Source organism: Phenylobacterium sp. (genome assembly GCF_024508875.1).
GTDB lineage: Bacteria > Pseudomonadota > Alphaproteobacteria > Caulobacterales > Caulobacteraceae > Phenylobacterium.
The window spans coordinates 20,520-28,191 of the sequence record NZ_JANINU010000205.1; the positions used below are offsets into that span (position 1 = coordinate 20,520).

The window sequence follows — 7,672 nt, forward strand, 5'->3', positions numbered from 1 at the left end:
GGAGGGTTCAGGTCGGCTCGCGTCGTCGTCGGAGCCAGGCGGCGGCGGCCAGGAAGCCGGCGGCGAACAGGAGGCCGAGCCAGATGTCGGGCTCGGCCAGGATGTGGCCGGGGTCGAGCTGGCGCACGTTGTCGACGGCCTGCTCGGCCTTGCCGCCGACGCTGAAGGCCTGGGCGAGGCCGCCCAGCAGCCGCACGACGATAAAGTGCCCGACGTGGCTGGTGCGGAACGCCATCGCCTCGACCAGGGCGGGCGCCAGGAACGGCCCGAGCGCCCAGAGGATCGGCACGCGCCGCGCCCAGGCCGAGACCAGGAGGAACCAGGCGTAGACCGGCGCCTGCCAGACGGCGTTGATCAGCAGGCCGTAGGGCAGGACGAGCCACATCGTGTCCAGCTTCACCTGGGTCCAGAGCAACGCGGGGCTGAGCCCGTTCGCCGCCACGACCAGGGTGCTCCACGCCAGCATGAGGACCTGTGCGGCGAAGACGACGGCGAAGGTCACCACGGGCGTGACGAGGATCGGGACCGCCGCCTTGGACAGCACGGTCAGGTTGTCCGAAACGGGCAGCGATTTCCAGAACAGCAGGCTGCGGTCGCGCCGTTCGCCCTGCAGCGCGCCCAGTGAATACGCGACCGCCACCAGCATGCCGACCAAGAGCACGGCCAGGGCCATGAAGCTGTAGGGGCCGAGGACGAGGGTGCGGTGGGCCTTGTCGCCCGCCGCGACCGCGCGCAGCGCGGAGGGCAGGGCGAAGGAGCTCAGCAGGAAGCCGATCAGGCCCACGCCCGCCGTGGCCAGCGGCGCCGCCAGCACGGCACGATGCTCCCAGAGCTCGCGACGGATCAGCCAGGACATCACGCGGCGCCGGGGCAGGGGTGGGGGTTCGCGCAGCTCTTCGGCGATGGTCATGAGGCGCCTCCGATGACGGCGACGAAGATGTCGGCGAGGCTGGGCGTCCGGACCTCGCCCATGTCGGCGAGCCGGCCCCGGTCGGCGCCGTCGAAGATCAGGATGCTGCGGCCGAAGAGCTGCCGTTCGTGGATCGGCCGGAGCTCGCGCGCCTCGGCCAGCCGGTCGGGGGCGGCGACGAGTTCGGCGTAGCGCTCCTCGAAGGCGTCCATGCTGCAATCCAGGACCACCTTGCCGCGGTTCAGGAAGATCACGTCCGTCAGGATGTGCTGCACCTCCTCGACCTGATGGGTTGTCACCAGGATGGTGCGGGAGCCATCGAAGTAGTCGTTGAGCAGGCTGTCGTAGAACGCCTTGCGATAGAGGAGATCGAGGCCGAGCGTCGGCTCATCCAGCACCAGCAGGCGGGCGTCGATGGCCATCACCAGGGCGAGGTGGAGCTGGGTCACCATGCCCTTGGAGAGCTCGCGGATGCGGCTCGTCCTCTGGATCTGCGTACGGGCCAGGAAGCCCTCGGCCTTGGTCCGGTCGAAGCGGGGATGGACGCCGGCGACGAAGTCCAGCGCCTGCCAGACCCGCATCCAGCGCGGCAGCACCGCCACGTCGGCGATGAAGCAGACGTCGCGCATCAGCGCGCCGCGCTCGGTCCAGGGATCGCGGCCCAGCACCCGCAGATCGCCCTGGTGTTCCGTGAGCCCCAGGATCGCCTGGAGGGCCGTGCTCTTGCCGGCGCCGTTCGGGCCGATCAGGCCGACAATGCGGCCTTCCTCGACGTTGAGGTCGACGCCGTCCAGCGCGAGGGTGGTCTTGTAGGCCTTGCGCAGGCCGCGGGCGGTTATGCAGGCCATGCGTTCAGCCCTCGCCTGCGGGCTTCGGCGGCTTGCCCAGCAACTCGTCCGTGAGGCCCAGGCGCTGGATGGTGGCCAGGACCTCGGGCCATTGTTCCTTGAGGAACTTTTCCCGTTCCGCCGAGAGCAGCAGCTCGCGCGCGCCCTCGTTGACGAACATGCCGAGGCCGCGGCGCTTCTCCACCAGCCCCTCGTCCGTGAGCTGCTGGTAGGCCTTGAGCACGGTCAACGGATTGACCCGGCTCTCGGTCGCCACGTTGCGGACGGACGGCAGCGGGTCGCCCGGCTTCAGCAGGCCGTCCAGGATCATCGCGACCACGCGATCGCGGATCTGGCGGTAGATCGGCTGACTGTCGTTCCACTCGGGGTCCATCGCCTCGTCCGAACCACCTCCGCGCCCCGCGGAGGGCGACCGTGACGGTGAGTCTCCATCATCCGCCAGCCGATCTGGTGTTATATATGACCATAACACCTAGCGAGCGCAAGCGTCTTCGATTGGACATGCGGCGATACAGGGCTGACACGAACCGGCCCAACTACGGCCAAGCCCGGCGGGCATGGTGTCCGGGCTTGAGGGACGCCGGTCCATCTCTCCCCCCGGACCGACCGCCCCGAAGCGCTCCTGAACGCGGCTCCCCCGCCACAACGCCCCCACGTTGGGGGAGCCGCAACTCAGGACGCCGCGCGGCCCGTCATGCGGCCAGCGACCACGCCAACTTCAGGTCCGCCACGAACATCGCCCAGGCCTTCGCCTTCGCCGCCTCGTCCGGCACGCGCAGCAGGTAGGAAGGATGGTAGGTGACGACGCCCTGGGCCTGATCGGGCAACTGCAGGGCCTGACCGCGGAATTTGCCGACCGGCGTGGCCTTGCCGAACACCGCTAGCGCCGCCGTCGCGCCCAGGCTCACGACGACCCGGGGCCGCACGATCCGCCGTTCGGCGTCCAGCCACCAGCGGCAAGCGGTGACCTCGCCCGCATCGGGCGTCTTGTGGATGCGCCGCTTGCCCCGCAGCTCGTGCTTGAAGTGCTTCACGGCGTTGGTGACGTAGGTCTCGGTGCGCGGCACGCCGGCTTCAGCAAGGGCGCGGTCGAACATCTGGCCGGCGGGCCCGACGAAGGGCGTGCCGGCGAGATCTTCCTGATCGCCTGGCTGTTCACCCACGAAAAGCAGCTTCGCCTTCCCCGGGCCCTCGCCCGGCACGCCCTGGGTCGCGTCGCGCCAGAGGTCGCAGCGGCGGCAGTGGTCTACGCCGGCGGCCACCTCCGCCAGCGAGGTCGGCGCCTGGCCCTCCCAGGGCGCGTCTCGGCTGTTGCGCACGGCCGCCTTCACGACACGGCGGCTGGGTTCGGTGGGAGCCTGGCGGACCATGGTGTCGGTGCGGCCTTGCGCTTGGGCGATGAGCTCGGGAATGAGCGCCGCCTCGGGCAGGTTCCGCCAGTAGCGCTTGGGCATTTCCTTTTGCATCGCGCCGACCTTCAGCCGCGCCGGGTTGAAGATGGAGGCGTAGTAGGTGCGCCAGTACTCCTCCAGCGCGTCCTCGCTGGGCGCGTCGGCCGGGTCCGCGCCGGGCGTGAAGCTGAGTTCGGCCAGGTCCCAGTGGACGCAGGTGTCCGGTGTCAGGATCGAGAAGCGCATGTTGGCGAAGCGGCGGGCGAAAAACGGCGCCGTCGCCTCGGCCACGCGATGGGCCGGCTCGAACCAGGCGACGTAGGCGTCGTCTTCCTCCGACGCGAGGCGGAAGCGGACGAAGGCCTTCATCTTGTGCGCCGCGCGCCCGACCTCCCGCGCGAAGTGGTGGGCCCGCGCCACGTCTGCATCCGACGCGATGTGCAGCAGGTCGGGTTCGTCCTGCAGTCGCCAGAGCAGGCGGTAGAGCAGGGCGAACCGCTCGTCGGACCGGTGCAGGATTACCCGGGGCGCGAGGTCCATGAAGGTCTTCGGAACGCGGAAGGCGCCGGCCGGGGCGGCCTCCAGCGGCGGGGCAGGCTCGTCGGCGCCATCGAACAGGGTGGCCTGGCCGTCCACGGTCCAGAGGGCGCTTTCCGGGGCGACGCCTCGGGCGCGCATGGCGCGGGCCGCGCGCCGCCAGCCGTCGAAGTCGGTTTCGTAGGCGAGCCGCACCACCTGCATCAGAACAGGTCCAACTGACGGGGCTCGACCTTCTGGCGCAGGTCGGCGCGATCGGTGAGGGCGCCGGGGCTCCAGTCGGCGCAGATCAGAAACGGCTTCAGCTTCTCGATCCCGCGCGAGAGCCGCTTCACATCGTCCAGCTCCAGCCGCTTGAAGCGCCGGACGTCCAGAATGCGGTCGACAGCACGCACGCCCAGGCCCGGAACCCGCAGCAGGCGCTCCCGGTCGGCGGTGTTCACGTCGACCGGAAAGTCGCCCCGGTTCCGAAGCGCCCAGGCCAGCTTGGGATCGATCGCCAGATCGAGGTCCTCAGCCTCGCCGATGATCTCGGCGCGCTGGAAGCCGTAGAAGCGCATCAGCCAATCGGCCTGGTAGAGGCGGTGCTCGCGCACGAGCGGCGGCCGCTGGAGCGGCAGGCGCGAGGTGGCGTCCGGGATCGGCGAGAAGGCCGAGTAATAGACGCGGCGCAGGCGATAGGCGCCGTACAGGCTCTCGCTGCGCTTGAGGATCGCCCCATCGGTGGCCGCGTCGGCGCCGACGATCATCTGGGTGGACTGGCCCGCCGGCGCGAATTTGGGCGGCCGGGTCTTGCGACCCTTATCCTTCGCGGCGTCCTCGGAGAGGCGCACGGCGCCCATGGCCTTCTTGATGCCCGCGACGTCCTTTTCCGGCGCCAGCGACACCAGGCTCTCGTCCTTCGGCAGCTCGATGTTGATGGAGACGCGGTCGGCGTAGAGGCCGGCCTCGTTCACCAGCGCGGGCGAGGCCTCGGGGATCAGCTTGAGGTGGATGTAGCCGCGGAAATCGTGGACCTCGCGCAGGGTGCGGGCCACGCGCACGATCTCTTCCATCGTGTAGTCGGCCGAGCGGATGATGCCCGACGAGAGGAACAGCCCTTCGATGTAGTTGCGCTTGTAGAAGCCGAGCGTGAGGTCGACGACCTCGTCCACGGTGAAGCGGGCGCGGGGCGTGTTGGAGCTGACGCGGTTCACGCAGTAGGCGCAGTCGTAGACGCAGAAATTGGTGAGCAGGATCTTCAGCAGACTGATGCAGCGGCCGTCCGGCGCGTAGGCGTGGCAGATGCCCATGCCGCCGTCGGTGGAGCCGACGCCCTTGCCGCCGCGGGAGTCCCGCTTGACGCTGCCCGAGGAGGCGCAGGACGCGTCGTATTTCGCGGCGTCCGAAAGGATCGCGAGCTTGCGCTTGAGGTCGAGGACAGCCATCCGGGGAACCTAATGTTCCCAATTTGTTCACGCAAGCGGAGCCGTGGACGAATCTGGCCGGCTCAGGCGCGGCGCGCGCTTGCCACGGCGTAGCCGAGGCCAAGGAGGACGAGCGCGGACCCGTAGGCGAGGAACGCCATCCGGTAAGAGCTGGCCTGGGCGAGCAGGCCGAAGCTCAGGATGAGGGTTCCGTTGGCGCACTGGGTTATGAAGCCCTTCACCGACGCGACCGTGGCGCGGGTCTCGGGCTTCAGCGCGTGCTGGAAGCGGGCGTCGGCGCTGACGTCCACCAAGCTGTAGAGGCCCATGTAGGCCAGGGGGAAGACGACGGCCCAGGGGCGATGGACCGCGGCGGCGGCCACGACGGCGAGGCCGGCCAGCGCCGCCGCGCCGTAGAGCCAGCGATGATCGGGGCGGCGGACGCGGTGGGCCAACAGGCTGCCGCCGATCTCCGCGCAGGCGATGGCGGCGATGAAGACGGCGATGGCCGGCTTGGTGAGGCCGATGTCTCGGCCGAAGAGTTGCCAGTAGTCCGCCGTGGCGTAGGCGACGGCCTGGAGCCCGGCGATGAATGCGATCAGGACCGGGACGCCGGGTAGGGTGAGGGCGTGGCGCGCGCCGTGGACGAGGTGGCCGACGTAGCCCCAGTCCGGCGCGTGGGCGAGGCGCGGGGCGGCGGGCAGGCTGAGGGCGGCGGCCGCGGCGGCCAGGCCGGCGACGGCGCTGGCGACGATCAGCGGCCCATAGCCCAGCGGCGCGGCGAAAGCGGCGGTCAGCGAGGCGGCGACGAGGCCGGCGCCACGGGCCGCCTTGGCGCGGCCGAACACGCGAGCGTACTCCGCCTCTCGCCCGATGGCCTTGAGTTCGTCGTAGACCAGCGCCTCGAAGGCGCCGTTCATGGTGGCGCTCTTCATGCCCCAGAGCATGAGGCCCGCCAGGAAGCCCCAGAAGCCGGGAAACGCCAGCCAGACCAGGAAGCCGGCGGCGCGCAGGAGCTGGGCGGTGGCCAGCAGCCAGCGGCGCGACACCCGGTCGGCCAGCACCCCACACGGCGCCTCCAGCACCACGCCGACCGCCGACCAAGCGCCGAGGACAAGGCCGATCTGGGCCGGCGACAGGCCCTTCTCGGCGAACATCACCGTGTAGAACGGGACGATCAGCAGGAACGTGTCGAAGAACCTCAGCGCGCAGGCGCTGAGGAGCAACCTGTTCAGGCTGCGAACCCGGCTTCGGCGAAGTCCAGCATGCGCTTCAGCAGGGCGTCGACGTCACCCTCTCGCGTCAGGCCGCCCGACAGGTGGTGCAGGCGGTCGAACTCGGCGAAGCGGTTGTTGTGGACCATGCCCAGCACGAAGTGCAGGCGCCAGTAGACGTCTTCCTTGGGCAGGTCGGGGCGGGCGGCCATCAGGGCGCCGGCGAACCGCTCCAGGTGGCTGACGTCGTTGCGCAGCACCTCGCGCATCTCCGCCGTGCCCTCGGAGCGGGCGCGGATGATGAACTGGACCGAGATGCGGCGGTCGTTGTCGGGGTTCGCCCAGCGCAGCGGCGGGGCGAAATAGGCCTCGAGGATCTCGCGCACCGGCGGCTTGCCGTTGTGGCGGGCGGCCGCCTCGTGCAGCAGGCGGGCCCGCTCGCGGTTCAGCTCGGACGTGCGCCGCCGGAAGATCTCAAACAGCAGCGCGTCCTTGGACCCGAAGTGGTAGTTCACGCTGGCGAGGTTCACCCCGGCCTCGGCGGTGATGTCGCGCACCGAGACGTTCTGGAAACCGTGCAGGGCGAACAGGCGCTCGGCGGCGTTGAACACGGCCGCCTTCGTCGCGGCCTGGGTCTCGTCCGTCTCGGGAGCGTCCTGAATCAGGGGATCGGTCATGCGAATCCCTTAAGCGTTACACGAGCCTAGGCCCAAGAAGGTTTCAGCGCGACAGCTCCTTCATCGCCTTCTCCAGCCCGTCGATGGTCAGCGGGTACATGCGATCGCCGACGAGTTGCTTCATGACGCCGATGGAGGGGGTGTAGTCCCAATGACGTTCGGCCGTGGGGTTCAGCCAGACCATGTTGTCGTAGATCTGGGCGACGCGATCCATCCAGACGGCGCCCGCCTCCTCGTTCCAGTGCTCCACCGAGCCGCCCGGATAGGTGATCTCGTAGGGGCTCATGGTGGCGTCGCCGACGAAGATCACCTTGTAGTCGTGCGGGTACTTATGGAGGATGTCCCAGGTGTTCATCTTCTCGGTGTGACGACGCCGATTGTCCTTCCAGACGCCTTCGTAGAGGCAGTTGTGGAAGTAGAAGAACTCCATGTTCTTGAACTCGGTGCGCGCGGCGCTGAACAGCTCCTCGCAGACCTTGATGTGTGAATCCATCGAGCCGCCGACGTCGAGGAACAGCAGGACGCTGATCTTGTTGCGGCGCTCGGCGCGCATCTGAATGTCGAGGTAGCCCTTCTCGGCGGTGCCCTTGATGGTGCCGCCCAGGTCCAGCTCGTCGGGCGAGCCCTCGCGGACCCACTTGCGCAGGCGGCGCAGGGCCACCTTGATGTTGCGGGTGCCGAGTTCGACG

8 protein-coding genes are annotated in these 7,672 nt (G+C 69.3%); all 8 read right to left on the reverse strand.

Annotated elements, in window-relative coordinates:
* Window positions 1-7: 7 nt before the first annotated feature.
* Window positions 8-910, reverse strand: a complete 903-nt coding sequence (locus Q0L11_RS15160; RefSeq protein ID WP_296598320.1) for a hypothetical protein — start codon at window positions 908-910, stop codon at window positions 8-10.
* Entirely contained in the window at window positions 907-1,758 is an 852-nt protein-coding gene (locus Q0L11_RS15165) for an ABC transporter ATP-binding protein (protein WP_296598321.1), read from the reverse strand. Before Q0L11_RS15165 ends, Q0L11_RS15160 begins: the two co-directional genes overlap by 4 nt.
* Before the next feature lie 4 nt (window positions 1,759-1,762).
* Window positions 1,763-2,131: a GntR family transcriptional regulator gene (locus Q0L11_RS15170; protein WP_296598323.1), complete on the reverse strand. Its 369-nt coding sequence runs from the start codon at window positions 2,129-2,131 to the stop codon at window positions 1,763-1,765.
* 319 nt (window positions 2,132-2,450) lie between these two features.
* The gene (locus Q0L11_RS15175) at window positions 2,451-3,890 is read right to left on the reverse strand and encodes a UdgX family uracil-DNA binding protein (protein WP_296598324.1); all 1,440 of its coding nucleotides are present in this window, start codon (window positions 3,888-3,890) and stop codon (window positions 2,451-2,453) included.
* Window positions 3,890-5,113, reverse strand: coding sequence for a putative DNA modification/repair radical SAM protein (locus Q0L11_RS15180; RefSeq protein WP_296598326.1), 1,224 nt, complete (start codon window positions 5,111-5,113; stop codon window positions 3,890-3,892). The genes Q0L11_RS15175 and Q0L11_RS15180 overlap by 1 nt, the downstream gene beginning before the upstream one ends.
* A 62-nt stretch (window positions 5,114-5,175) precedes the next feature.
* The gene (locus tag Q0L11_RS15185; protein WP_296598327.1) at window positions 5,176-6,318 is read right to left on the reverse strand and encodes an MFS transporter; all 1,143 of its coding nucleotides are present in this window, start codon (window positions 6,316-6,318) and stop codon (window positions 5,176-5,178) included.
* Between the two features lie 5 nt (window positions 6,319-6,323).
* Window positions 6,324-6,983, reverse strand: a complete 660-nt coding sequence (locus tag Q0L11_RS15190) for a TetR/AcrR family transcriptional regulator (protein WP_296598328.1) — start codon at window positions 6,981-6,983, stop codon at window positions 6,324-6,326.
* Window positions 6,984-7,026: 43 nt separating this feature from the next.
* Window positions 7,027-7,672, reverse strand: a 646-nt coding sequence (locus Q0L11_RS15195) for a VWA domain-containing protein (protein ID WP_296598329.1), incomplete at its 5' end; no start/stop codon positions are given.